The organism is uncultured Microbacterium sp. (assembly GCF_963521645.1).
Lineage (GTDB): Bacteria > Actinomycetota > Actinomycetes > Actinomycetales > Microbacteriaceae > Microbacterium.
The window spans coordinates 19,151-43,625 of sequence record NZ_CAUQVQ010000018.1; the positions used below are offsets into that span (position 1 = coordinate 19,151).

Annotated in this window: 22 protein-coding genes and 1 pseudogene; 20 read left to right on the forward strand and 3 right to left on the reverse strand. The window is 69.0% G+C overall.

The annotated features are described in order from the left end of the window. The first annotated feature begins 63 nt into the window (after positions 1–63). Genes RWO82_RS06510 through RWO82_RS06520 form a run of 3 tightly spaced genes read left to right on the forward strand, consistent with a single transcriptional unit; the run spans position 64 to position 3,304 of the window. Positions 64–990 carry an ABC transporter permease gene (locus RWO82_RS06510; RefSeq protein ID WP_314424915.1) on the forward strand — a complete coding sequence of 309 codons (927 nt, stop codon included), beginning with the start codon at positions 64–66 and terminating at the stop codon, positions 988–990. Then, positions 987–1,799: an ABC transporter permease gene (locus tag RWO82_RS06515; RefSeq protein ID WP_314424917.1), complete on the forward strand. Its 813-nt coding sequence runs from the start codon at positions 987–989 to the stop codon at positions 1,797–1,799. The genes RWO82_RS06510 and RWO82_RS06515 overlap by 4 nt, the downstream gene beginning before the upstream one ends. Next, complete coding sequence (locus tag RWO82_RS06520; protein ID WP_314424919.1) at positions 1,796–3,304, forward strand: ABC transporter ATP-binding protein; 1,509 nt, start codon at positions 1,796–1,798, stop codon at positions 3,302–3,304. Before RWO82_RS06515 ends, RWO82_RS06520 begins: the two co-directional genes overlap by 4 nt. Here the strand turns inward: RWO82_RS06520 and RWO82_RS06525 are convergent. After that, positions 3,294–3,944 carry a pentapeptide repeat-containing protein gene (locus RWO82_RS06525; RefSeq protein ID WP_314424921.1) on the reverse strand — a complete coding sequence of 217 codons (651 nt, stop codon included), beginning with the start codon at positions 3,942–3,944 and terminating at the stop codon, positions 3,294–3,296. The two genes, RWO82_RS06520 and RWO82_RS06525, sit on opposite strands and share 11 nt — an antisense overlap. A gap of 263 nt (positions 3,945–4,207) precedes the next feature. Here RWO82_RS06525 and RWO82_RS06530 point away from each other — a divergent pair, with 263 nt between their 5' ends. The 8 genes from RWO82_RS06530 (at position 4,208) to ndk (ending at position 15,096) form a co-directional block, all read left to right on the forward strand. Continuing rightward, positions 4,208–5,443, forward strand: a complete 1,236-nt coding sequence (locus RWO82_RS06530) for a DUF1611 domain-containing protein (RefSeq protein ID WP_314424923.1) — start codon at positions 4,208–4,210, stop codon at positions 5,441–5,443. Further along, complete coding sequence (locus RWO82_RS06535; RefSeq protein ID WP_314424925.1) at positions 5,440–7,209, forward strand: ABC transporter ATP-binding protein; 1,770 nt, start codon at positions 5,440–5,442, stop codon at positions 7,207–7,209. The genes RWO82_RS06530 and RWO82_RS06535 overlap by 4 nt, the downstream gene beginning before the upstream one ends. Further along, positions 7,191–8,345: a CapA family protein gene (locus RWO82_RS06540; RefSeq protein ID WP_314424927.1), complete on the forward strand. Its 1,155-nt coding sequence runs from the start codon at positions 7,191–7,193 to the stop codon at positions 8,343–8,345. The genes RWO82_RS06535 and RWO82_RS06540 overlap by 19 nt, the downstream gene beginning before the upstream one ends. Then, positions 8,345–9,250 (forward strand): hypothetical protein, encoded by a 906-nt coding sequence (locus RWO82_RS06545; RefSeq protein WP_314424929.1) that lies wholly within the window; start codon positions 8,345–8,347, stop codon positions 9,248–9,250. Before RWO82_RS06540 ends, RWO82_RS06545 begins: the two co-directional genes overlap by 1 nt. Positions 9,251–9,505: 255 nt before the next feature. After that, complete coding sequence (gene ileS, locus RWO82_RS06550; protein WP_314424931.1) at positions 9,506–12,901, forward strand: isoleucine--tRNA ligase; 3,396 nt, start codon at positions 9,506–9,508, stop codon at positions 12,899–12,901. Next, positions 12,898–14,250: a folylpolyglutamate synthase/dihydrofolate synthase family protein gene (locus tag RWO82_RS06555; RefSeq protein ID WP_314424933.1), complete on the forward strand. Its 1,353-nt coding sequence runs from the start codon at positions 12,898–12,900 to the stop codon at positions 14,248–14,250. The genes ileS and RWO82_RS06555 overlap by 4 nt, the downstream gene beginning before the upstream one ends. Next, positions 14,247–14,678, forward strand: a complete 432-nt coding sequence (locus RWO82_RS06560) for a DUF4233 domain-containing protein (RefSeq protein ID WP_314424935.1) — start codon at positions 14,247–14,249, stop codon at positions 14,676–14,678. The genes RWO82_RS06555 and RWO82_RS06560 overlap by 4 nt, the downstream gene beginning before the upstream one ends. A 1-nt stretch (position 14,679) precedes the next feature. Beyond that, entirely contained in the window at positions 14,680–15,096 is a 417-nt protein-coding gene (gene ndk / locus RWO82_RS06565) for a nucleoside-diphosphate kinase (RefSeq protein WP_314424937.1), read from the forward strand. Positions 15,097–15,174: 78 nt separating this feature from the next. Here the strand turns inward: ndk and RWO82_RS06570 are convergent, their stop codons facing one another. Further along, positions 15,175–15,792 carry a vitamin K epoxide reductase family protein gene (locus RWO82_RS06570; RefSeq protein ID WP_314424939.1) on the reverse strand — a complete coding sequence of 206 codons (618 nt, stop codon included), beginning with the start codon at positions 15,790–15,792 and terminating at the stop codon, positions 15,175–15,177. 284 nt (positions 15,793–16,076) lie between these two features. Here RWO82_RS06570 and RWO82_RS06575 point away from each other — a divergent pair, with 284 nt between their 5' ends. Then, entirely contained in the window at positions 16,077–18,584 is a 2,508-nt protein-coding gene (locus tag RWO82_RS06575) for an Rne/Rng family ribonuclease (protein ID WP_314424940.1), read from the forward strand. Here RWO82_RS06575 and RWO82_RS06580 read toward each other — a convergent pair. Continuing rightward, complete coding sequence (locus tag RWO82_RS06580) at positions 18,549–18,815, reverse strand: DUF4031 domain-containing protein (RefSeq protein WP_314424942.1); 267 nt, start codon at positions 18,813–18,815, stop codon at positions 18,549–18,551. The genes RWO82_RS06575 and RWO82_RS06580 overlap by 36 nt on opposite strands. 211 nt (positions 18,816–19,026) lie before the next feature. Between RWO82_RS06580 and rplU the strand changes: the two genes are divergently transcribed. The 8 genes and pseudogenes from rplU to RWO82_RS06620 all read left to right on the forward strand — a co-directional run. After that, complete coding sequence (rplU, locus tag RWO82_RS06585; protein ID WP_028501602.1) at positions 19,027–19,335, forward strand: 50S ribosomal protein L21; 309 nt, start codon at positions 19,027–19,029, stop codon at positions 19,333–19,335. Positions 19,336–19,353: 18 nt separating this feature from the next. Further along, positions 19,354–19,611 carry a 50S ribosomal protein L27 gene (gene rpmA, locus RWO82_RS06590; protein WP_028501603.1) on the forward strand — a complete coding sequence of 86 codons (258 nt, stop codon included), beginning with the start codon at positions 19,354–19,356 and terminating at the stop codon, positions 19,609–19,611. A 110-nt stretch (positions 19,612–19,721) separates the two neighbouring features. Then, positions 19,722–21,224, forward strand: a complete 1,503-nt coding sequence (gene obgE, locus RWO82_RS06595) for a GTPase ObgE (RefSeq protein ID WP_314424947.1) — start codon at positions 19,722–19,724, stop codon at positions 21,222–21,224. Then, the gene (gene proB / locus RWO82_RS06600; protein WP_314424949.1) at positions 21,221–22,006 is read left to right on the forward strand and encodes a glutamate 5-kinase; all 786 of its coding nucleotides are present in this window, start codon (positions 21,221–21,223) and stop codon (positions 22,004–22,006) included. The genes obgE and proB overlap by 4 nt, the downstream gene beginning before the upstream one ends. A gap of 9 nt (positions 22,007–22,015) precedes the next feature. Next, positions 22,016–23,269 (forward strand): glutamate-5-semialdehyde dehydrogenase, encoded by a 1,254-nt coding sequence (locus RWO82_RS06605; RefSeq protein ID WP_314424951.1) that lies wholly within the window; start codon positions 22,016–22,018, stop codon positions 23,267–23,269. A 66-nt stretch (positions 23,270–23,335) separates the two neighbouring features. Continuing rightward, positions 23,336–23,560 carry a hypothetical protein gene (locus RWO82_RS06610; protein WP_201470046.1) on the forward strand — a complete coding sequence of 75 codons (225 nt, stop codon included), beginning with the start codon at positions 23,336–23,338 and terminating at the stop codon, positions 23,558–23,560. 6 nt (positions 23,561–23,566) lie between these two features. Beyond that, positions 23,567–24,169, forward strand: a complete 603-nt coding sequence (gene nadD, locus RWO82_RS06615; RefSeq protein WP_314424954.1) for a nicotinate-nucleotide adenylyltransferase — start codon at positions 23,567–23,569, stop codon at positions 24,167–24,169. After that, positions 24,166–24,475, forward strand: a pseudogene (locus RWO82_RS06620) (hypothetical protein); the annotation flags it as partial. The gene nadD and the pseudogene RWO82_RS06620, both read left to right, overlap by 4 nt.

Consider the following 24,475-nt stretch of genomic DNA (forward strand, 5'->3'; position numbering starts at 1 on the left):
GCGCCGTCCGCACAGGGGCGCCCGGGAACTGTCGGGAGGGCGCGAACGGTGAAGGTGGCGCTCATGCGCACGGCGGGTCTCGCGGCATCCGTCGTGATCGTGCTCTGGGGCGCGGCGACTTTGGTCTTCGTGGCGTTCCGCGTCATCCCCGGTGACCCGGTGTCGGTCATGCTCGGACCTCAGGCGCAGGTCAGCGATGCCGTGAAAGACGGCATCCGCGCCGAGCTAGGCCTCGATCGCCCCCCGTTCGAGCAGTATCTGGGCTTCATCGGACAGCTCGCCCGGGGCGACCTCGGCGAGTCCTACCAGTTGCGGATGCCCGTGACGGAGGTCATCGGTCGCCAACTCGGCGCGACGCTGCAGCTCTCGGCGCTGGCGCTGACGATAGCCGTGCTGCTCGCGCTGTCCGTCGCCCTGCTGGTGCGCGGTCAGGCGGGACGAGCCGTCGCCGCGGGCGTCGAGCTGATCATCCTGTCGTCGCCGGTGTTCTGGATCGGTCTGGTCCTGCTGAGCGTGTTCGCGTTCGGTCTCGGATGGTTCCCCGTGTCCGGTGCGAGGAACCCGGCGACCATCGTGCTGCCCGCGGTCACCCTCGCTCTGCCGGTGGCGGCGCTGCTCAGCCAGGTGCTGCGCGACGGACTCGTGCAGGCCGAGCGGATGCCGTTCGCGGAGACCGTCCGAGCCCGAGGTGCGGGTCCGTCGTGGTTCACGCTGCGCCACGGCCTGCGTCACGGAGCAGCGAACGCGGTCACTCTGGCGGCGTACCTGACGGGATCGGTGCTCGGGGGAGCGGTGCTCGTCGAGACCGTGTTCGCGCGGGCGGGCCTCGGACGCGTGACCCTGGCGGCGATCACCAACCGCGATCTCCCGGTCATCACCGGGATCATCCTGCTCAGCGCCGTCGTCTTCGTGACCGTGAACCTCGTGATCGAGCTTCTGCATCCGGTCATCGACCCTCGGCTGCGCAGCGAGCGCGGGGGCGTGCGATGAAGCGTGCGCAGATCGCGCTGCTCTGGTGCGCGGCGGCCGTCCTGGTGGTGTTCGCGTTCGCGGCGGCGTTCCCCGGCGTCCTCGCCACCCATGACCCGCTCCAGACGGATGTGCGCGCATCGCTGCTCCCGCCCAGTGCCGAGCACCTGTTCGGCACCGACCAGAGCGGCCGTGACGTCTACTCGCGGGTGGTCCACGGCGCCGGGCGCTCCATCGGGATCGGTGTGCTCGCCACCGGCATCGCGCTGGCCGTGGGACTTCTCATCGGTGCACTCGGCGGGCTCGCCCCGCGCGGAGTGGATGCCGCCCTCATGCGCGTGAACGATGTGCTCATGGCCTTCCCCGAGTTCCTGGTGGCCCTCGTGGTCGTCGCGATCCTCGGGCCGGGACCCGTGAACATCGCGATCGCGGTGACCCTCGCGGCGGTTCCGGTGTACATCCGTCTCGCGAGAGTGCAGACGCGCACGTTGCGACGTGCCGAGCACGTCGAGGCCGCCCGCATTCTCGGGGTGCCTCCGGCCACGGCCTTCGTCCGGCATGTGGTACCCGGTGTGATCGGCTCGCTGAGCGTGCTCGCGACCATCGGCATCGGGTCGAGCATCCTGGCCGCTGCGGGCCTCAGCTTCCTCGGGCTGGGCCCGTCGGAACCGACTCCCGAGTGGGGGCTCATGCTCGCGGGAGGCCGCAACGTGCTGGGCCAGGCATGGTGGATCGCTGTCTTCCCGGGGGTCGCGATCACGGTCACGGTGATCGCCGCCACCGTCGTCGGGCGCACGCTGCGGGCCAGGGCGGAGGGACGGACATCATGACAGGCGCGCTCGAACTCGACGGACTGCGCATCGACTTCGGCGGCACCCCGGTCGTCGACGGCGTGTCGTTGTCGGTGGCGCGCGGTGAGTGCGTCGCGATCGTCGGAGAATCCGGTGCGGGAAAGTCGCTCACGGCCAGAGCGCTGCTGGGGCTCACACCCGTGGGGGCGCGTGTTCGTGCCGACCGCCTGCTCATCGACGGCACCGACGTCGCGAGATTCGGCGAGCGTCGCTGGCGCGCGCTGCGCGGCTCCGGCATCGCGCTCGTGTCGCAGGACGCGCTCGTCTCGCTGGACCCGCTGCGTCGCATCGGCTCCGAGGTCGCCGAGCCCCTGCTCCTGCACGGAGTCGTGTCGGGCAGAGCGGCAGTGCGCGAGCGCGTGCACGATCTGCTGCGGCGGGTCTGGATGCCGGACGCCGCCCGCCGCGCGCGGCACTACCCCCACCAGCTCTCGGGGGGACTGCGACAGCGCGCGCTCATCGCCTCGGCGATCGCGGCGGAACCCGCTGTCCTCGTCGCGGATGAGCCGACCACGGCGCTGGATGCGACCGTGCAGGCTCGAATACTCGGGCTTCTCCGTGACATCGCCGACGCCGGCACGGCCGTCGTGTTCATCAGTCACGACTTCGCCGCCGTGCGTCGCATCGCCGACCGTGTGCTGGTCATGCGCCACGGTGCGGCGGTCGAGTCGGGGCCGGTCGACGAGGTGCTCGGATCTCCCCGGCACGAGTACACGCGTCAGCTGATCGCGGCGACCATCCATGAGCCGAGGACTGCTCCGCACGAGCCGTCGTCGCCGGTGCTCGTCGCCACGGGGTTGACCAAGAGCTTCGGCGGGTTCGTCGCGGTGCGCGAGGCGTCCTTCGTCGTCGGACGCGGGCGCACGCTCGGCATCGTGGGCGAGTCGGGATCGGGCAAGACCACACTGGCGCGGATGATCGTGGGTGTCGAGCGCCCGGACGAGGGCGACCTGCGCTGGACGGCAGCGCAACGGGTGCAGCTCGTGCACCAGAACCCCCTCGGCGCCTTCGATCCGCGGTGGACGATCGGGCGCTCGCTGAGAGAGGCGCTCGCCGCCGGCGGAGTGCCTCGCGGACGCAGAGCGGCCAGGGTCGACGACCTGCTCGCCGAAGTGGATCTCGACCCCGAGCTTGCGACGCGCCGTCCGGGTGCGCTGTCGGGAGGCCAGCGTCAGCGAGCTGCGATAGCGCGGGCACTGGCGGCCGACCCCCAGGTGCTGGTGCTCGATGAGCCCGTGTCCGCGCTCGATCCCTCGGTGCGCGAACGCGTGCTGCGGCTGCTGCTCAGGCTGCAGCGCGACCGCAGCCTGACGATGGTCTTCGTGTCGCACGACCTCGACGTGGTGGGTGCAGTCGCCGACGAGGTCGTCGTGATGCAGGACGGCGCGATCGTCGAGCAGGGGGCGGTCTCCGAGGTGTTCGCCTCGCCGCAGCATCCGTTCACGCGGGAGCTGCTCGAAGCGAGTCGGCCCGTCAGTCCTTGACCTGGATTCCCAGACCCGCCGCGAACAGGGGAGCGAGCTGCTGCACCTGGAATCCGCTGAGCGTCGTTCCTCGCAGACTGTTGGCGTCGAGATAGCTGCGTGCGTCGAGACCGCGCAGGTCGACGTCCTTCGCCCGGATGCCGCGGGGATCGACCTCATCCGACGTGCTCTCCGAGAATCGCACCCGCGTGAGCTCGGCCTGCGGCATGTCGAGAGTGCGGATGCCGCAGTCGGAGACCTCGACGTCGACGGCGCGAGCGCCTCCCAGGTTCAGGTAGTCGATCCGGACCCCGTGGATCGCGAGTTCATCGATGCGAGCACCGCTCAGATCGAGTGTTCCGAGCCGTCCCCCCGCGATCCTGAGACGTCGGATGCTCGCATCGCGGAGCCGGATCGACGCGATGCGGGCGTCGACGATCTCGACGTCGATCAACGTCGCTCCCGAGAGGTCTACCGAATCGGCGTCCGCGGAGATGCGGCACTGCTCGAGAGAGGCGTGGGCGAGGTCCACCTTCTCCGAGAGGCTCAGCTGCGCGGCGAGCAGATCGACCCCGCGAGCCGGGGCCTCGCCATGGAACACCGCGGGAAGATCGGGCGGTGAGACACGAGGCGGAGCGGGGGATGCGGAGGGACGGGCCATGCTCGGAGGCTATCGTTCTCGCCGCTCGGAGCGGAATTCCAGAATGCACGCTCCGATTCGGTCGATATCGCCCGATCGACGCCCTGACGCCCGGGTAGTGTTGCTGACCAATCTGGGGATGTGAGGGAGCGGCAGCGGGGACGTGCTGCTCCGGTCGTCCGTGCACACCGCCGCTTGTCGGATGCACGAGACGAGAAGACGGCGAGCGCATCGAGCGTGCGCGGAGACGAAGGCTCACACCCCTCGACCGGCTGGGGGACATCATGAGGCGCGAGACCTGGGTGCGGATTCTTCCGCACGAGATCCGCATCGCCGCGAAGCGGTCGTTCGCGACGCGGCGCGTGCCGCTCGACGCGATGCGCACTCTCGTCGGCGGTGCGATCCGCCCTCGATCCGGTGACGTCGTCGTCGCGCGGGTCGAGAGACTGGGGCATCATCGCCATATCGAGCAGCCGCACGGTCGGCGGAGTCTCCTGCATGTCGACGACCTCGTCATCGTGGCGTACGCCGACCGGTACGCGACCGATCAGTTCGAGTCCTACGTGCCACGGCATCTCGGCCCCGTCAACCTCGTCGCCAGCGGTGGCATCGCGTCGGCGGCGGTCTCGCGCAGCCGGTCGGTGAGGACTGCGACGGACATCGTGCCGATCGGGCTGATCGGAGACGAGGCAGGCCGTCCGCTCAACGTCGCGGACTTCAGGCTGCCCACGCTCACGCCTCCCGCAGAGCGTCCACGAACGATCGGCGTGCTCGGCACCTCGATGAACGCCGGGAAGACCACCACGATCCACCACATGGCGCACGGTCTGTCGAAGGTCGGCATGCGTCCGGGTGTCACCAAGGCGACCGGCACGGGATCAGGCAACGACTACTGGGTCATGCTCGACGCCGGCGCGCACATGATGCTCGATTTCACGGACGCGGGGCTCGCGTCGTCGTTCCGCCAGCCCACCTCGGTGCTCGAGGAGGTGATGACGCAACTGGTGGCCAATCTGTCGCTCGGAGGCAGCCGGGTGAACTTCGTCGAGATCGCCGACGGGGTGTTCCAACGGGACAATCGGAGCCTGCTGGAGTCCGCGGTCGTGCACGATCTCATCGACTGCGTCGTCCTGGCGGCCTCCGATGCGATGGGAGCGGCCCAGGGGCTTCGGTCGTTGACCGATCACGGGTTCGAGGTCGTCGCGGTGTCGGGCACGCTGACGAAGTCGCCGCTCGCGGTCCACGAGGCCGAAGACGAGCTGGGGCTGCCGATCTGGGGGCTCACGGAACTCGGAGCGCCGGAGATCATCGCACCGGTGCTCGGCATCGACTCCGCGCTGTTGGCGCCGCCGGCTCCGCCGCAGCCGGCGGCGTGGCCCATCGACCTCGCGGGACTCGAGAACGCGTCTGCGACGGCACACGGCATCCCGTCGCCCGACCCGAGCGGACGCCGCGGCGGATTCGTCGATTCTCGCGAACTGATCGAGCATGTGCGGGCGTCGTCCATGGTGCTGTCGTGACGCTCGAGATCGATGACCTCGACGTCGCCCGCGACGATCCCCCCGCAGCGGACCTGCGCCGACTCTTCCGGGTGCGGCGTCGGGACTTCCTCGTCGTCGGTCTGCTCGGCGTCGTGCAGGCGGCGCTGCTCGTCGACTTCATCCTGATCGCGCGACTGGTGATCGACCAGCTGGTGCCGCAGGGTGTGGGCGATGCCGCCGAGGCGGCGTACCAGCAGGCGCTGTGGTTCTGCATGCTGCTGGGTGCGTCGGCCGTGCTGGTGGGCATCGCTCGATCATGGGAATTCACGTGGGCGGAGCGTGCGGGGTACAAGGTGGTGAGGGCGCTGCGGCTGGAGATGTACGCGCACCTCCAGCGCATGCGTCCCGAGCATCTGCGGCATCGAGCGCGGGGCGGGCTGCTGCTGCGCCTCACCGGCGATCTCTCGATGCTGCGCATGTGGCTGAGCCGAGGTCTTCTGGAGGGGCTCTCGGCCGCGATCGTCCTCGTGGTCGCTCTGGGAGTCCTCACCGCTCTCGATGTCTGGCTCGCGCTCGCGGTGGTCAGTGTGCTCGCGTCGGGGGCGGCTGTGTCGCTGTGTCTCGGTCGACCGATGCGCGACGCGACGCGCTCGATGCGTCGCCGCAGATCGTCGCTCATGAGCAACATCGACGAGCAGATCACCGCGATCCGTGTCAGCCAGGTCTCCGGACGCGTGCGAGGAGAGTTCCGGCGGCTGTCGCGACAGAACGACGCCCTCAACGTCTCGCTCTTGCGGGTCGCCGGGCTCCGTGGAGCGCTGCGCGGGATCTCGGCGGCCACCTCGCTGGTGAGCGTGGTGGGCGTTCTCGCGGTCGGTCTCGTGCAGGTGCACCGCGGAGCGTCGAGCGTGGGAGCCGTCGTCGTCGCCGCCCTGCTGACTCGCTATCTCGCGCGACCCGTACGGACACTGGGCCTCGCTCACGACTACTGGCACCGCGGTCTCGTCTCGCGCCAGAAGGTGGTGGATTTCCTCCGCAGCTCGAGCCGCGGCGTCGAGGACGAGCAGCTGACACCGCTGGAGGTCAGGGGCGGACGCATCGAGTTCATCGGCGTGACGGTGCCCGGAGCGCTCGACGGTTTCACGGCCGTGGCGGATCGCGGAGAGTTCGTCGCGATCACGGGCCCGTCCGGGAGTGGCAAGACCGCCGTCCTCGACGTGCTCACGAGGATGGTCGAACCGGCCTCGGGCACCGTCGCTGTCGATGGCCAGGTGCTCTCGGAGACCTCGCCGTCGTCTGTCGGCGCGATGATGGGGGTCGCCGGCCCCGATCTGCCCCTGCTGCGCGGCACCGTGCTGCGCAACCTGACGTACGCGGACCGCAGGGTGGGCCCGGGAGAGGTGCAGCGCGTGGTCAGGTCGCTCGGGCTCGACGACGTGCTCAGGCGCCATGACGACCGAGGTGTCATGGGATGGATCATGGAGGGCGGCGCGAACCTGACGATCGGGGACCGTCAGCTCCTCGCACTCGCCAGGGCGATGATGGGCACCCCGCGGATCCTCTTGCTCGACGAGCCGCTGGCCGGGATGGATGCCGAGGCGCGGTCGCGTGCCCGAGAAGCCATCCTGCGTCATCGCGGCACAGTGCTCATGATCACGCAGGACCCCGATGCGCTCTCGCTGGCCGACTCGGTCTGGGTGATGTCGGAGGACGGCACGGCGGAGACGCTCACCGGCGAGGAGTATCGCGCCCACCTGTGGCGGAACCGGAACTCGAGGAGCAGGCGATGGACGGCAGCCGGATGATGACAGCGACCGACAGGGGGCGTCGGCGACGCCCAGGACGCAATGTGCGGCGGGACCGGCGACTGATCGCCGCGAGCCTCTGTGTCGCGCTCGGTTCGGCGGCGCTGCTCGGCGGCCAGCTGGCGTTCGCCGGACCCGCTCCGGCGCCGGTCGTCGAGGCCGCGGCACCGACGCTGACCGACGGCGTGCTCGATCTGGGATTCGCAGGCGACACGATGTTCGGCGACGGAGCGGCCGAAAAGCTCGCGGTGTCGGGGGCACAGCCGCTCCTCGCCGACGTCGCGCCGCTGCTCGAGGGCTTCGACTACACGATCGTGAACGCGGAGGTGCCCTTCACGACGATCCAGACGCCGGCGAATCCAGGGGCGAAGTACGTGTATGCCAGCGACCCGGTCCATCTGGCCGCACTCCGTGACGTCGGCGTGGACGCCCTGAGTCTCGGCAACAACCATGCGATGGACCGCGGGGCCGAGGGCCTCGCCGACACGATCCTCCACGCCCGACGGGGTGGACTCGCCACCTTCGGAGCAGGAGCGTCGCGCGCAACCGCCGCCATGCCGCTGCTCGTGCGCTCGGAGCAGCTGGATGTGGCGGTCGTGTCATTCGGCGAGGACTTCGGAGCCCTCCACCGCAGCACCGACACGTCGCCGGGAATGCTGCCTCTCCGCCTCGACCGCATCGAGCAGGCCGTGCGGACGTCGCGCGACAACGGCGCAGACAAGGTGGTCGCATTCGTGCACTGGGGCAACAACTACGAAGACGTCAATTCACAGCAGCGGTACTGGGCGAGCGTGTTCGCCGACGCGGGCTACGACGCGGTGATCGGCAGCGGATCGCACACCCTCCAGTCGGTCGAGCTGCTCGACGGCATGCCGGTCGTGTACGGGATCGGGAACTTCGTGTTCGGGGCTCCGGGGCGCTTCGAGAGCTACGGCAAGCCGGGGCTCGGAGCCGTGGTGGGGCTGCGCTGGAACCAGAGCGACGTGGGCGCCGTCTCGCTGCGCGTCATCCGCACGGACAACAAGGTCGTCGACTATGTCGCACGCCCCGCGCTTCCGGACGAGCTCGCGACGGCCAAGGCCATCGTCGGGGACGCCGTGACGTGGCACGCCGACGTCGCGACGCTGCGCTTCTGATGCGCCGCGGATGGGGGATCCTGATCGCGATGGCGCTGATACTGACGGGAGCGCTCGCCGCGTGCACGCCGATCGCACCCGAATCCGGGCTGCTGGGCACCGGCAGGTTCGAGCTGCGCATCGACGGACGCGAGCCGATCCCGGTGTACTACGTCACGGGCGCGCATGCGACGTCGCAGGCGACGATCATCGTGGTGATGCACGGCGTCGAACGCAATGCCGCGGAGTACCGCGACTCGTGGAGCGACCTCGTGCGGGACCGCGACATCGTGGTCGTCGCGCCGCAGTTCGGCGATGACGATTTCCCCGACGCGGAGAACTACAACCTGGGCGGGCTCACCGACGCAGACGGCGACGACCAGGACGCCTCGCGCGTGCTCGACGGCGCGTACGGCTACATCGAGCCGCTGTTCGAGCATGTACGCGGTCGGATCGGTGGCGATCAGACCGGGTTCTCGATGTTCGGCCACTCCGCGGGCGCCCAGTTCGTGCACCGCTACATCGAGTTCGTGCCGCACGCGCCCGTCGACGTCGCGGTCGCGGCCAATGCGGGGTGGTACACGATGCCCGACGAGTCGGCACGGTTCCCGTACGGACTCGACGGCGACGACGCCCCGGCCTTCGACGCCGCGGCCGCGTTCGGGCGCCACCTCGTCGTCCTTCTGGGCACCGACGACGTCGGCACGAAGAACCTCCGCCGCGACGACGACGCCGGCGCTCAGGGGCACACGAGACTCGACAGGGGCAGAGAGTTCTTCGAGCGGGCGGTGCGCGCAGCGGAGAGGCAGAACCTGCCGTTCCGCTGGGAGATGCACGAGGTGCCCGGGGTCGACCACGACCAGGTCGCGATGGCGGCCGCAGCGGTGCCGTTCCTGACGGCAAGCGGGGATCCCGCCGGCGGATGAGAGACCGCGGTGCGTCGGTGGGCGCGTACAATGGTGTCCACGAGCACGGATCCGGCCATCACCGGGGAGCTCTCGGAAGAACGGACCTCCCTCACGGGTGGACTCAGTAGAACCGAGCGGGGCAGGCCCGTCACAGCCGCAGTGAGAGTGGCTCCGCCGTGAGGCGCGGCACGCGAGGTGGTACCGCGGTCCCGGGATGACATTCCCGCCGGATCGTCCTCGCAGCAGCATCCGCCACGACTCCTGCGAGACGACATGACCTACCCGCGTTCCTCCTTCGGCCCCGCCGCCGACCAGGCTGCCTCCGTCGCACCGAGCCCTCGGTTCCCCCAGATCGAGCGCGAGGTGCTCGACTTCTGGGAGGCCGACCAGACCTTCCGCGCCTCGATCGAGCAGCGCGAGGGAAGCGACGAGTGGGTCTTCTACGACGGCCCGCCGTTCGCCAACGGCCTGCCGCACTACGGGCATCTGCTGACCGGCTACGCCAAGGACGTGTTCCCGCGCTTCCAGACCATGATCGGCAAGAAGGTCGATCGCGTCTTCGGCTGGGACACGCACGGTCTGCCCGCCGAGCTCGAGGCCATGAAGCAGCTCGGCATCACCGAGAAGAGCCAGATCGAGGAGATGGGCATCGACGTCTTCAACGCGAAGGCGAGGGAGTCCGTGCTCAAGTACACCCACGAGTGGCAGGACTACGTCACGCGTCAGGCCCGCTGGGTCGACTTCGAGCGCGGGTACAAGACACTCGACCTGGGGTACATGGAGAGCGTGCTGTGGGCCTTCAAGACCCTGTACGACAAAGGCCTCGCCTACGAGGGCTACCGCGTGCTGCCGTACTGCTGGCGCGACGAGACCCCGCTGTCCGCGCACGAACTGCGCATGGACGACGACGTGTACCAGAACCGTCAGGATCCGTCCGTCACCGTCACGTTCCCCCTGACCGGTGCGAAGGCCGAGGCCCTCGGGCTCACAGCGGTGCGGGCGCTCGCCTGGACGACCACACCCTGGACCCTGCCCACCAACCTCGCGCTCGCCGTGGGACCCGACATCGACTACGTCGTGCTCCCTGCCGGACCCGGCGGCGCCGCCGACGTGCACCAGATCGCCGGGACGACGGACGCCGCGGTGGAGGCGTCCGCACACCGCTACCTCCTCGCGCGCGAGCTGCTCGGCGGCTACGTGAAGGACCTCGGCTACGAGAGCCTCGATGACGCGCTCGCCGCGGTCGACCAGGTCGTGCGCGGCGCGGACCTCGCCGACGTGACGTACGACCGGCTCTTCGACTACTACGCGGATGCCGAGACCTACGGCACCGAGAACGCCTGGCGCATCCTCGTCGACGACTACGTCACGGTCAGCGACGGCACGGGCATCGTCCACCAGGCTCCGGCCTACGGCGAGGACGACCAGCGCGTGGCGGGCGCCGCCGGCATCCCCACGATCCTGTCGCTCGACGACGGCGGGCGCTTCCTGCCGAGCGCGACCGACGTCGCCGGACAGCTCTGGATGGACGCGAACACTCCGCTCATCCGCCTCCTGCGCGGGCAGGGGCGTCTGCTGCGCGAGCAGAGCTACGTGCACTCCTACCCGCACTGCTGGCGCTGCCGGAATCCCCTGATCTACAAGGCCGTGTCGAGCTGGTTCATCCGCGTCACCGACATCAAGGACGATCTGCTCGCGAACAACGAGCAGATCACCTGGGTCCCCGAGAACGTCAAGCACGGCCAGTTCGGCAAGTGGCTCGAGGGTGCGCGCGATTGGTCGATCAGCCGCAACCGCTACTGGGGTTCGCCCATCCCGGTCTGGAAGAGCGACGACCCGGAGTACCCGCGTGTCGACACTTACGGATCGCTGGAGGAGCTCGAGAGGGACTTCGGCGCGCTGCCGCGCAACCCCGAGGGCGAGATCGACCTGCATCGTCCCTACATCGACGAACTCACGCGTCCGAACCCCGACGACCCCACCGGCAAGAGCACGATGCGTCGCATCGAGGACGTCTTCGACGTGTGGTTCGACTCGGGATCGATGCCGTACGCGCAGGTGCACTATCCCTTCGAGAACCAGGAGTGGTTCGACACCCACGCGCCCGCCGACTTCATCGTCGAGTACATCGGTCAGACGCGCGGCTGGTTCTACGTCATGCACGTGCTGTCGACCGCGCTGTTCGATCGACCGGCGTTCACGGGCGTGAGCTGCCACGGGATCGTCCTGGGCAACGACGGCTACAAGATGTCGAAGTCGCTGCGCAACTACCCGGATGTGTCCGAGGTGCTCGACCGCGACGGCTCGGACGCGATGCGCTGGTTCCTCATGTCGAGCTCCGTGCTGCGCGGCGGCAACCTCGCGGTGACCGAAGAGGGCATCCGTGCGGGGGTGCGCGAGTTCCTGCTTCCGCTGTGGAGTTCGTGGTACTTCTTCGCCACGTACGCGAACGCCGCGAGCCCTGAGGTGCAGCGGTCGTTGAGCGGGCGGAGCGAGTCGAACCGCAGCACCGACTCGACCGATGTGCTCGACCGCTACATCCTCGCCCGTCTCGGCGATCTGGTGAGGGAGGTCCGCGCGGACCTCGAGGGTCTCGATTCCACCATGGCGTCCGCGCGTCTGCGCGACTTCGCCGAGGTGCTCACCAACTGGTACATCCGCCGCTCCCGCGACCGTTTCTGGGAGGGCACGAACACCGAGGCGTTCGACACGCTGTACACGGTGCTCGAGACGCTGACGCGCGTCGCCGCTCCGCTCGTGCCGCTCATCAGCGAGCGCGTGTGGCAGGGGCTCACGGGCGGGCGCAGCGTGCACCTGCAGGACTGGCCGGACGCCGACGCGTTCCCCGCGGCGGATGACATCCGCGATGCGATGGATGCCGTGCGAGAGCTGTCGAGCGTCGGCAACGCACTGCGCAAGAAGGAGAAGCTCCGCGTGCGGCTGCCTCTCGCCCGGCTCACCGTGGTGTCGCCCGTGGCTGCGACTCTCGGTCAGTTCGAGGAGATCCTCCGCGACGAGCTCAACGTCAAGTCGGTCGAGCTCGTGCAGCAGTCGGACGAGACCGCGGCGGAGTACGGCATCAGCCACCGGCTGAGCGTCAACGCCCGCGCCGCGGGGCCCCGTCTCGGCAAGAACGTGCAGACCGTGATCAAGGCCGCCAAGGCGGGGGACTGGTCGCAGGACGACGGCATCGTGACGGCCGGCGGCGTGGCCCTCGAGCCCAGCGAGTACGACCTCGTGCTCGAGACCGCAGGACGCCCCGACGGCGAGGCTCTCGCCATCGTCCCGTCCGGGGGATTCGTGCTGCTCGACACGCAGACGACTCCCGAGCTCGAGGCGGAGGGGCTCGCCCGCGATGCGATCCGGGTCGTGCAGGAGGCGCGCAAGAACGCAGGACTCGACGTGAGCGACCGCATCGTGCTCGCGCTGAACGCGGCTCCGGAGGACGCCGCCGCTCTGACCGCGCATGCCGAGCTGATCGCACGTGAGACCCTCGCGATCGCCTTCGCCGCGCAGCCCACCGAAGGGCTCGAGGACGTGGTCGACGATGTCACGAGCCCCGGCGACGGCGTCTTCCGCTCCGGTGCTCGCGCACTGGGCTCGTCGAAGTCCCCGATCCTCGTCACGATCGACGCCACGGCCACGGTGAAGGAGGGAGCGTCCGCATGAGCGCACGCGACAGGGCGGATGCCGTCTACCAGACCCTGCTGAGTCGGGCAGGGGAGCGGTGGGTTCAGCCGCGGAAGGAGCGGACAGCGCGCATCCTCGCCTTCCTCGACGATCCCCAGCGCACCTATCGCGTGGTGCACATCACGGGGACCAACGGCAAGACGTCGACGGCACGCATGATCGAGAGCCTGCTGCGAGCCCACGGGCTGCGTACAGGGCTCTTCACCAGCCCCCACCTCGAGCGGTTCACCGAGCGGATCATGATCGACGGCGAGCCGATCGAGGACGCCGCGGTCGCGGATGCCTGGGCCGAGATCGAACCGTTCGTCGAGATCGTCGACGCCGAGCTCCAGGCCGGCGGCGAGGAGCCGCTCACGTTCTTCGAGCTGCTCACGGTGCTCGCCTTCGTGGCGGTGGCCGATGCACCGGTGGACGTGCTGGTGCTCGAGGTCGGCATGGGCGGCGAGTGGGACTCGACGAACACCGCCGACGGCGACGTCGCGGTGTTCACGCCGATCGACATCGACCATGCGGATCGTCTCGGGAGCACCATCTCGGCGATCGCGAAGGTCAAGGCGGGCATCATCAAGGAAGGTGCAGCTGTCGTCTCGGCTCAGCAGCCCGACGAGGCCGCGGACGTGCTCCGCAGAGTCGCCGCGGAGAGGAACGCCACGATCTCCTTCGAGGGCGATGAGTTCGGCCTGACGGAGCAGAAGCTCGCCGTCGGCGGCCAGCTCATCTCGATCCGCGGACTCGCGGGGGAGTACGTCGAGGAGTACCTGCCGCAGTACGGCGCCCACCAGGGCCACAACGCCGCGCTGGCGGTGGCGGCGGTGGAATCCCTCATCGGAGGCGGACAGCAGTCGATCGCCGCCGACATCATCTCCGAGGGCCTGCAGGGTGCGACCTCGCCCGGTCGGCTCCAGCTGCTCGGCATCTCGCCGACGGTGATCGTCGACGCCGCGCACAACCCGCACGGCGCAGCCGCTCTCGCGCAGGCTATGGACGACAGCTTCGACTTCGACGAGTGGGGGATCGTCCTCGGAGTGCTCGCCGACAAGGACGCCGCGGGGATCGTGGCGAAGCTGGCGCCGGCGGCCGCCCACGTGTTCGCGACGGCGCCGGACTCCGACCGTGCGAGCGACGCCGACTCCCTCGCCGACCTCGTCGAGGCTGCGGGGCAGCGTGCGACCGTGCACGCGACGCTCGCCGACGCGGCCGACGCCGCACGCGAATGGGCGGCATCGTCGGATCGCCGTGCCGTCGTCATCGCGGGATCCGTCGTGCTGGCCGGAGAGGCCATCGCCCTCTCGGAGGAAGAGGACTGGAAGTCCGGGTGGCGCGCATGAGCGCAGCATCCGCCCGGGACGATGCTCCTCGCCGAGCGCGCGCGCCCCGTGCTCCGCGCACACTCGTGCAGAAGCTCGCCCCGATCGTGCTCGGATTCGAGTCGATCGTGGTGTTCCTCGCCGGACTCACCGTGTTCGGGCTGAAGGCCCTGCCCTCGGGCGTCCCGCAGTGGTGGGGGATAGCCGGAGGCGCGATAGTGGGGCTCGCCTGCATCGTCGTCGCTGGGATGATCACCCGGCCGTGGGCCATCACGGCAGGGTGGGTGCTCCAGGCGATCATCGCGGTGTCCGCCATCCTCGTGCCGGCGATTCTGCTCGTCGTCGTGATTTTCGGTGGCATGTGGGCGTATGCGACGATCATGGGGGCTCGATTGGACGCTCGGCGTCCTGCCGGGCCCGCGACCGAGACTCAGACAGAGAGTGAATGACATGGCCACCGAAGAAACCCTCGTCCTCGTCAAGCCCGATGGTGTCGCCCGCGGCCTCACCGGAGCGATTCTGGCGCGCATCGAGTCGAAGGGCTATGCGCTCGTCGACATCCGCCTCGTGGAGCCCGACCGCGATGTGCTCGCCGCGCACTACGCCGAGCATGAAGGCAAGCCCTTCTACGAGCCCCTCATCGAGTTCATGCTCTCGGGTCCCTCCGTCGCCATCCGGCTCGCAGGCAACCGCGTCATCGAGGGCTTCCGTTCGCTCGCCGGCACCACCGACCCGACGACCGCGGCTCCCGGGACCATCCGTGGCGACTTCGGTCGCGACTGGGGCCTCAAGGTGCAGCAGAACCTCGTGCACGGCTCCGACAGCGTCGAGTCCGCCGAGCGTGAGCTCGCGATCTGGTTCAGCTGACCCGTCGCGTCCGCGCACCACGACGAAGCCCGCCCCACGATCTCGTGGAGCGGGCTTCGTCGCTGACAGGAGGCGCGATCAGAAGACCATGCGCACGACCTCGCCGAGCAGGTCGAGCCCGCGCAGCTGCGCGAGCAGGATCACGAGGGCGTACGCGAGGATCGTCGCGAGCGGCACCCACGCCATCAGCGCTGAGCCTGCCCGCATGACCCGGGGGTTGCGCGAGAAGGTGCCGTTGCGTGCGAGGTGCACCATCGTCGAGAAGAAAGTCGGGATGGTCACCGACCAGGTGAGCATGCACCAGGGGCACAGGACCCCGAGGTTCGTCGCGTACAGGCTCTGCCAGATGAGCCAGCACACGAAGCCGAACGCGAACGTGACGCCTGCGCCGAACAGCCCCCAGAACCAGCGGGGGAACCGCGCGCCGGCGAGGATCGCGACGCCGACGACCAAGGGCGCCGTCCACAGGGTGAGGCCGATCAGCGGGTTCGGGAATCCGAAGATCTCGCCCTGCCACGAGCCGAGATTCTTGCCGCACTGGATCATGACGCTGACGTTGCAGCTCAGGTCGGCGTCGGGGTTCTCGAGCTGGATGAACTTGTCGATCGTGAGCTGGAAGGCGGCGAACCAGCCGACGACGCTCGCGATGATCAGCCATACGGCATAGAAGACGGGGCGGGTGCGCTGCTCGCTCATGTGTGGATTATCCCAGCGATCACTATGGATCGGGCGAGAGGGCCACCGGGCAAAACGACGCGGACGTGCACAGGATGCCGCGAACCGGCCCAGTTGGTGCGATAATGACCTGTGATGCACCGCTCGATTCCGTCGAGGCCGACATCGACGCAGACTTCGGGGCCGTATGCCCCACGCGATCAGAGCCATGAGCCAGTCGCACACCGAGTGAGTTCGCAGCATCCGCGGATGCCGCATGAGAATTCGCGGAGCACCAGATGCGCCGCGCGAGGAGTACGCCAGAGATGGCCGATGAGAACAATGACCACGACGCCCCTACCCTCGACTTCCCTGCGGACGCTGACGCGCCCGCAGCGATGACGACCGAGGGTCCGCAGGAACCGGACGTGACCGAGGAGGTCCCCGCCGAGGCGGAGGCCCTCGCGGACGCTCCCTCGGACGCCCCGTCCGCCGAGGAGGCGCCTGCAGCCGAGGCTGCTGCGTCGGATGAGGCCCCCTCTGAAGGTGCTCCGTCCGAGCGGACTCCTTCCGAGGACGCTCCGTCCGAGCAGCCCGCCGCCGAGGAGCAGCCCGCCGCCGAGGAGCAGCCCGCCGCCGACCAGCAGCCTGCTGCCACCGAGGAGACGAAGAACGACGCCGGCAAGGCCGGAGACGTGAAGGCCGACGCGCCGTCGGCTCCCGCACCGCTCACCGCGGTGTCTCTCGGACTCCTGCCCGAGGTCTTCGTGTCGCAGGTGTCGACCCAGCTTCACTTCTATGCGCCCGAGATCGTGCCGCTCCCGGCGCGCCCCGGTCGCGAGCGGGTGTTCGACCGCATCGCCGAGCGCGAGGCCGACGACTCCGCATCCGGCCGTCGTGGGCGCCGTCGCCGCGGAGGCTCCGACGACGGCGATCAGCGCGAGCCGCGTGACGAACCTCGTCAGCCCCGTCAGCGCGTCGTCGAGTACATCACCGAGCCGAAGGCGATCAAGGGATCGACTCGACTCGAGGCGAAGAAGCAGCGGCGTCGCGACGGTCGTGACGCCGGTCGTCGTCGCCCCGTGGTGACCGAGGCCGAGTTCCTGGCCCGTCGTGAGTCGGTCGACCGCAAGATGGTCGTGCGCTCGAAGAACGGTCGCACGCAGATCGGCGTCCTCGAAGACGGCGTGCTCGTCGAGCACTACGTCGCCCGCAATCAGGACGCATCCCTGATCGGCAACGTCTACCTCGGCCGCGTGCAGAACGTGCTGCCGAGCATGGAGGCCGCTTTCGTCGACATCGGCCGCGGCCGCAACGCCGTGCTGTACTCGGGCGAGGTCGACTGGGACGGCGTCGAGACCGGCAACCAGCCCCGCCGCATCGAACTGGCGCTCAAGGCCGGCGATCGCGTGCTCGTGCAGGTGACGAAGGACCCTGTCGGTCACAAGGGTGCGCGTCTGACCAGCCAGATCTCGCTCCCGGGCCGCTACCTCGTGTATGTGCCCGGCGGGTCGATGAACGGCATCAGCCGCAAGCTTCCCGACAACGAGCGCACGCGACTGAAGCGCATCCTCAAGGAGGTCCTCCCGGAGTCCTCCGGCGTGATCGTCCGCACGGCCGCCGAGGGCGCGACGGAAGATCAGCTCACGCGCGACGTGCAGCGTCTGACCACCCAGTGGGAGCACATCCGCACGCAGGTCGAATCCCAGCAGGCGCCGGCGCTCCTGCACGCGGAACCCGATCTGCTCGTCAAGATCGTGCGCGACGTCTTCAACGAGGACTTCACGAAGATGCTGATCCAGGGCGAGGAGTCGCAGCGCACCATCCGCGCCTACCTCGAGAGCGTCGCGCCCGATCTGCTCGAGCGCGTGGAATCGTATGAGGACGAGGCGGATCCGTTCGACGCGTTCCGCATCACCGAGCAGATCGAGAAGGCTCTCGACCGCAAGGTCTGGCTGCCCTCGGGCGGTTCGCTGGTCATCGACCGCACCGAGGCGATGACGGTGGTCGACGTCAATACCGGCAAGTTCGTCGGCTCGGGGGGAAACCTCGAAGAGACCGTCACCAAGAACAACCTCGAGGCTGCCGAGGAGATCGTCCGCCAGCTGCGGCTGCGCGACATCGGCGGCATCATCGTCGTCGACTTCATCGACATGGTGCTCGAGTCGAATCGCGACCTCGTGCTGCGCCGGCTGATCGAGTGCCTCAGCCGTGACCGCACCAAGCACCAGGTCGCCGAGGTGACGTCGCTCGGCCTCGTGCAGATGACCCGCAAGAAGCTGGGTCTCGGCCTGCTCGAGACCTTCAGCGAGGCGTGCGACGTCTGCGCCGGTCGAGGTGTCATCGTGCACCACGACCCGGTCGTGAAGCACCGTGCGAGCAGCAACGGCAACGGCAACGGCAACTCCTCGAACCGGCGCCAGCGCGGCGGCAACGGGCAGAACCAGAACCAGAGCCAGGCTCCCGCGGCCGTGGCGACCCACAGCATCCCCGAGGGAGCGAAGTCGGCCCTCGCCCAGATCGCGGCGTCGACTCGCGTGCCCAGTGCGGACGACCAGCCTTCCGGCGCTGCAGAGCCCGAGCAGCCCGCTGAGGCTCCGGTCGCCCCGGAGCGCTCGAAGAAGCCCCGCAAGAAGCGCGGCGGCGACCGCAACGCCCCCAAGTCTCCTGCGGAGGCTCTGCTCGACTCGGTGCTCGATGCGCTTCCCGAGCCGAAGGCTCCCGGTCAGGGTCGCGGACGCCGACGGGTCTCGACGGCTGCCCTCACGGGGACGCCGGTCTCGGTGAACTCCGAGCCGTCAGCGCCGGTCGCGGGCGGGGACGCGCAGTCCTGAGGCGATCAACCGCCGCACCAGCTCCTTGCCGTCGACGTGCTGCGCGCCGGCGGCGATGAGCCGGGGGACGAGCTCCTCCGGAACGTCGTAGTGGTCGAGGTCGAAGGCGCGAGCAGGCACGTCGTGCGACCGAGCGAAGGCGTGCAGTTCGTCGAGGGTGGTGTCGCTCACGAGATGCGCCCACAGCCGCCCGTGCGCGGGCCAGAGGGGATCATCCACGAGAACGGTCATCCCGTCAGCCTATTGCCGGACACACCACACGGCGCGTTTTGCCACAGTGTCCTGCATCCGGTAAAGTAGTCCCTTGGTGCGCATGCCCCGTCGTCCTGCACGGTCGGAGCGCAGAGTCTTGCAGACGCACCCGTCGCCCGCGACGCATGCAAGCAACAGTCTTCCCGTGAGATTCTCGGAGCCGCGAGCTCCCCAACGAAACAGGTATGAAGTGGTTTACGCAGTAGTGCGCGCCGGTGGGCGGCAGGAGAAGGTCGAGGTCGGCACGATCGTTCAGCTCGACCGTGTCAAGGCTGCCCAGGGCGAGAAGATCGAGCTGGCCGCTGTGCTGCTCGTCGACGGCGCCACGGTGACCACCGACGCTGACTCGCTCGCGAAGGTCAAGGTCACGGCTGAGGTCATCGGCAACCTCCGCGGCCCGAAGATCATCATCCAGAAGTACAAGAACAAGACCGGCTACAAGAAGCGTCAGGGCCACCGCCAGGAGCTCACGCGCGTCAAGATCACCGGCATCAAGTAAGACCGAGGAGACCAGGACATGGCACACAAAAAGGGCGCAAGCTCCACCCGTAACGGTCGTGATTCCAACGCTCAGCGACTTGGCGTCAAGCGCTTCGGAGGACAGCAGGTTCTCGCCGGCGAGATCATCGTCCGCCAGCGTGGCACGCACTTCCACCCCGGCGTGAACGTCGGCCGCGGCGGAGACGACACGCTGTTCGCTCTGGCCGCCGGTGCGGTCCAGTTCGGCGCGAAGGGCGGCCGCAAGGTCGTCAACATCGTCGCCGCTGCTGAGTGATCACAGCACGACAGTAGACATCCGATTCGGGGCGGGCTTCGGCCCGCCCCGAATTGTCGTATCAGGCCGGATCGTCGCCTCAGGCGCGATCCTCAATCGAGGAGAGAGACATGGTCAGTTTCGTCGACACCGTGACGCTGCACCTGCGCGCAGGCAAGGGCGGCAACGGCTGTGTCTCAGTGCACCGCGAGAAGTTCAAGCCGCTCGGCGGACCCGACGGCGGAAACGGCGGTGACGGCGGCGACGTGGTGCTCGTCGCCGACACGCAGACCGGCACGCTTCTCTCGTACCACCACTCGCCCCACCGCAGCTCCGGCAACGGGGGCCCCGGCATGGGCGATCACCGCGCCGGGTTCATGGGCGAGGACCTCGAACTCCCCGTCCCCGTCGGCACCGTGGTGAAGAGCCCCGACGGCGAGGTGCTCGTCGACATGATCGAGCCCGGCCAGCGGTTCGTCGTCGCCAAGGGCGGCCACGGCGGGCTCGGCAACGCCGCACTCGCCACGCCCAAGCGCAAGGCGCCCGGCTTCGCCCTCCTCGGGACCCCCGGGTATGAGGGAGACGTCGTCCTCGAGCTCAAGACCGTCGCGGACGTGGCGCTCGTGGGCTACCCCTCGGCGGGCAAGTCGAGCCTGATCGGCGCGATCTCGGCCGCACGGCCCAAGATCGCCGACTACCCGTTCACCACCCTGCACCCCAACCTCGGCGTCGTGCAGCAGGGCGACTTCCGCTTCACGGTCGCAGACGTCCCCGGACTGATCGAGGGTGCCAGCGAGGGGCGTGGCCTCGGGCTGGAGTTCCTCCGCCACGTCGAGCGCTGCACGGCACTGCTGCACGTGCTCGACTGCGCGACCCTCGAACCCGGACGCGACCCGATCTCCGATCTCGATGTGATCCTGGGCGAGCTCGCCGCGTATGAGGTGCCCGAGGGGCAGACTCCGCTGCTCGAGCGCCCGCAGCTGGTGGCGCTCAACAAGATCGACGTTCCCGAAGCGCGTGATCTGGCCGATCTCGTGCGGCCCGACCTCGAGGCGCGGGGCTTCCGCGTGTTCGAGATCTCCACGATCTCGCACGAAGGCCTGCGCCCCCTGACCTTCGCGCTCGGCGAGATCGTCGATGCGCACCGGGCGGAGCTCGCCGCGGCGGAGCCCGTCCGCGAGCGCGTCGTCATCCGCCCCCGTGGCTCCAAGAAGGAGTTCACGATCCGTGTCGAGGGCGGCACGTACGGGAACGTCTACCGGATCCTCGGAGAGAAGCCGGTGCGCTGGGTGCAGCAGACCGATTTCCAGAACGAGGAGGCTGTCGGCTACCTCGCGGATCGTCTGGAGAAGCTCGGCGTCGAAGACGAGCTGTTCCGGCTCGGCGCCGTGCAGGGCTCGACGGTCGTGATCGGCGAGGCCGACAGCATCGTCTTCGACTGGGAGCCGACCATGACGTCGGCCGCCGAGCTGATGACAGCACCTCGAGGGACCGACCCGCGTCTGGCGCCCAACGCGCGCCGGACCACGTCCGAGCGTCGTGAGCAGTACTACGAGCGCATGGATGCCAAGGCCGAAGCCCGCGCGGAGGCAGAGACGCGCCGTCTCGCCACGCGCGACGAGGGTGAGGCGTGACGGCTCGTACGCGCGCGGATCTCGCGACCGCGTCGCGCATCGTCGTGAAGGTCGGCTCGTCGTCGATCAGCGGAGAGGCGTCCTGGCGCATCCCCGTCATCGTGGAGGCCTTGGCTGCCGCCCATGCGCGCGGCGTCGAGGTGATCCTCGTGTCGTCGGGGGCGATCGCCAGCGGCATCCCCTTCCTGCGACTCGATGCCCGCCCCACCGATCTCGCGACGCAGCAGGCTGCGGCGGCCGTAGGGCAGAACATCCTCGTCTACCGGTATCAGGAGGCGCTGCGTCCGTTCGACATCGTCGCGGGTCAGGTGCTCCTCACGACCGGTGATCTCGAGAATCCCACGTCGCGCAGCAACGCCCGACGTGCCATGGAGCGTCTGCTCGGACTGCACGTGCTGCCGATCGTGAACGAGAACGACACCGTCGCGACGCAGGAGATCCGCTTCGGCGACAACGATCGGCTCGGCGCGCTCGTGGCCCAGCTGGTGCAGGCCGACGCTCTCGTGCTGCTGAGCGACATCGAATCGCTGTACACCCGCCCGCCCTCCGACCCGTCTGCCGAGCCGATCGACGTCGTCGCCCCCGACGCCGATCTCTCCGGACTCGAGTTCGGATCGACCGTGGTCAACAGTGTGGGCACCGGGGGAGCGGCCACCAAGGTCTCTGCCGCGCGCCTCGCCGCGGCATCGGGCATCGGGGTGCTGGTCACCAGTGCCGATCTGGTCGGCAGGGCCCTGGACGGCGCCGAAATAGGGACCTGGTTCGAGCCTGCGCTCTCCTAGACTGATCGGATGACCGACCAGACCCCGCAGGCGCGCCTCGAGCGCGCGAAGCAGGCCTCTCGCGCCACCGCCGCGCTCACCAGCGACGACAAGGCGCGCGTACTCGAGGCCATCGCGGTGGCGCTCGAGCAGAGTGCGGCGGCCATCATCGAGGCCAACGGTCGCGATGTCGCGCGTGGTCGCGAAGAGGGCATCGGCGAGTCGCTGATCGATCGGCTGCGCCTCGATGAGAAGCGGGTGTCGGCGCTGGCGTCGGCGGTCCGCCAGGTCGCGTCGTTGGCCGATCCGGTGGGCGAGGTCGTCGGCGGCCATCGGATGCCGAACGGCGTGGCGCTGGAGCAGATCCGAGTGCCCTTCGGCGTGGTCGGCGCCATCTACGAAGCGCGGCCGAACGTCACGGTCGATATCGCAGCCCTCGCCCTGCGCTCCGGCAACGCCGTCGTCCTGCGGGGCGGCAGCGCCGCCAAGGAGTCGAACACCGTGCTCGTCGACGTCATGCGCCGCGCCCTCGACGGTGCGGGCGTCACGGCGGAGGCCATTCAGACGGTGGACGACTTCGGTCGTGCGGGAGCGAAGGCCCTGATGAACGGGAGGGGCTTCATCGACGTCCTCGTTCCGCGGGGCAGCGCCGGACTGATCGAGACCGTGGTCACCGAGTCGACGGTGCCGGTGATCGAGACCGGCGCGGGGAACGTGCACATCGTCCTCGACGAGACGGCACCGGACGACTGGGCGCAGGACATCGTCGTGAACGCCAAGGTGCAGCGACCCAGCGTCTGCAACGCCGTCGAGACGGTGCTGGTGCTGCGCCAGGCCGCACCGCGGCTCGTGCCGCTCGTGGCGAGCGCGCTGCAGAGCGAGGGAGTCGCGATCCACGGCGACGACATCGTCGCGGGACTCGTCTCGAACGTCATCCCGGCGACCGAGGAGGACTGGTCGACGGAGTATCTCAGCCTCGACATCGCCATCAAGGTGGTCGACACGCTCGATGACGCTCTCGATCACATCCGCCGATACAGCACGGGTCACACCGAATCGATCATCACGACGGATACGCGCAACGCCGAACGCTTCCTCGCCGAGGTGGACTCGGCCGTGGTGATGGTGAACACCTCCACCCGTTTCACCGACGGCGCCGAGTTCGGTTTCGGTGCGGAGGTCGGCATCTCCACCCAGAAGCTGCACGCGCGAGGACCCATGGGGCTCTCCGAGCTGACCAGCACGAAGTGGCTGGCGCGTGGGTCAGGGCAGACGCGCGGCTGAGGGCTAGACTAGGTGGCGCTGCGGCGTCACGTGCGCCCGGCACGTCAGCCACGAAACGGAGTCAGGATGAACCTCGTCGCACAGATCGCGATGGTCGCTGCCGAGACAGAGCACCACGGCAACGTCCAGGCCGAGACGCTGATCTTCGGGGTGATCGCCATCATCCTGTTCGCGTTCCTCGGTCTTGTCACGCTGTCGTACAAGAACGTCGCCAACCGCCACTCCGCGAAGGCCGAAGCATGGGCCGCGCAGCACGGCAAGGACGGCCACGAGGCAGGACACGGCCACTAGGCCCCTATGAATGACACGATCTCGCGTCCGGCGCGCATCGGTGTGATGGGCGGCACGTTCGACCCCATCCACCACGGCCACCTGGTAGCGGCGAGCGAGGTCGCTCATTCCTTCGGCCTCGACGAGGTCATCTTCGTCCCCACCGGGAGACCGTGGCAGAAGGACGAAGTCACACCGAGTGAGCATCGGTACCTGATGACGGTCATCGCGACGGCGTCCAACCCGCAGTTCACCGTCAGCAGGGTCGACGTGGACCGTGAGGGGCCGACGTACACGATCGACACCCTGCGAGACCTCAAGAAGGCGCGGCCGGACGCCGAGCTCTTCTTCATCACCGGAGCGGATGCCGTAGCGCAAATTCTCAGTTGGAGAGACCATGATGAGTTGTGGCAGTTGGCCCACTTCGTCGCGGTCTCACGCCCAGGGCACGTCCTGAGCACCGACGGCCTCCCGAGCGACAACGTCAGCCAGCTGGAGGTTCCGGCCCTGTCGATCTCGTCGACGGCCTGCCGTGCTCGGGTCCGTGAAGAGGAGCCGGTCTGGTACCTCGTTCCCGACGGGGTCGTTCAATACATCGCGAAGCATCATCTGTATCGGAGCAAGGCATGAGTACATCGGATCGGCATGAGCAGGGTCCGCTGACGCGAAAGCAGCTGCGTGAGATCCGACTGACGGGTTCCACGCCGGTCATCACTCCCGAGGAGGCGGCGGCCGCCGCATCCGCACCCCCCGCAGCACCGCCCGCGACGCCGGAACCGCAGTCGGCTGCGAAGCCCGACGTCGCAGTCCCTCGTGCGGAGGTCGCTGCCGAGGCCGGCGGAGTGGGCTCCTCCACCGGACTCACCCGTCGTCAGGTGCGGGAGCTCGAGCGCGCGCGGTCGGGCTCGGTCGCACCCGCCACCGATGACGCACCCG